The organism is Streptomyces camponoticapitis, from assembly GCF_014646115.1.
Lineage (GTDB): Bacteria > Actinomycetota > Actinomycetes > Streptomycetales > Streptomycetaceae > Streptomyces > Streptomyces camponoticapitis.
In genome coordinates this window covers 1-504 of record NZ_BMMV01000083.1, presented here as the reverse complement: position 1 = coordinate 504, position 504 = coordinate 1, and the positions used below count along the sequence as shown (strand labels likewise).

The following is a 504-nucleotide window of genomic DNA, read 5'->3' as shown; positions in this document are numbered from 1 at the left end:
GTGTAGGCGCCGGTGGGGCGCTCGCCGATCTCGACGAACTGCTCGAAGCCGGTACGGGTGGCCTCGACGACGACGTCGGCACCGGGCACGGCGTTCTTGTACGTTGCGGTGGTGCCGTCGAGAACAGGCTTGGGCAGGCCGCCCTTCCACCGGAGCGTCACCTCGCTGTCGCCGGTGCCCAGGGTGACCAGGTCACGGGCGGTGTCGTCCTGCGCGGCACGCAGGGACTTGGGCTGTGTGCCGCCCTTGCCGCCCAGGCGCAGACCCCCGGGGTGCGCCCTCGGGGCGATACTCCCGTCGGCGCTCTCGGCGAGAGTGGCGTCCACCTTCTGCCACTTGCCGTTCTTCCGGACCCGTTCGGGGCCCGCGGTGAGTTCGGTGGTCAGGGTGCCGTCCGGGTTGGCGACGGTGTAGGTGGTCGGGGTCGTCTCGTCGGTGACGACGGTCTTCTTGCCGGTCTTCTCCGCCTCGGTGATCGCCCACGCCTTGGAGCCCTTGGCGTGC

The 504-nt window shown here is 70.8% G+C and carries 1 pseudogene; it reads right to left on the bottom strand.

The window, feature by feature from the left end:
• A pseudogene (locus IEY79_RS37150) lies at positions 1 to 504 on the bottom strand (DNRLRE domain-containing protein); the annotation flags it as partial.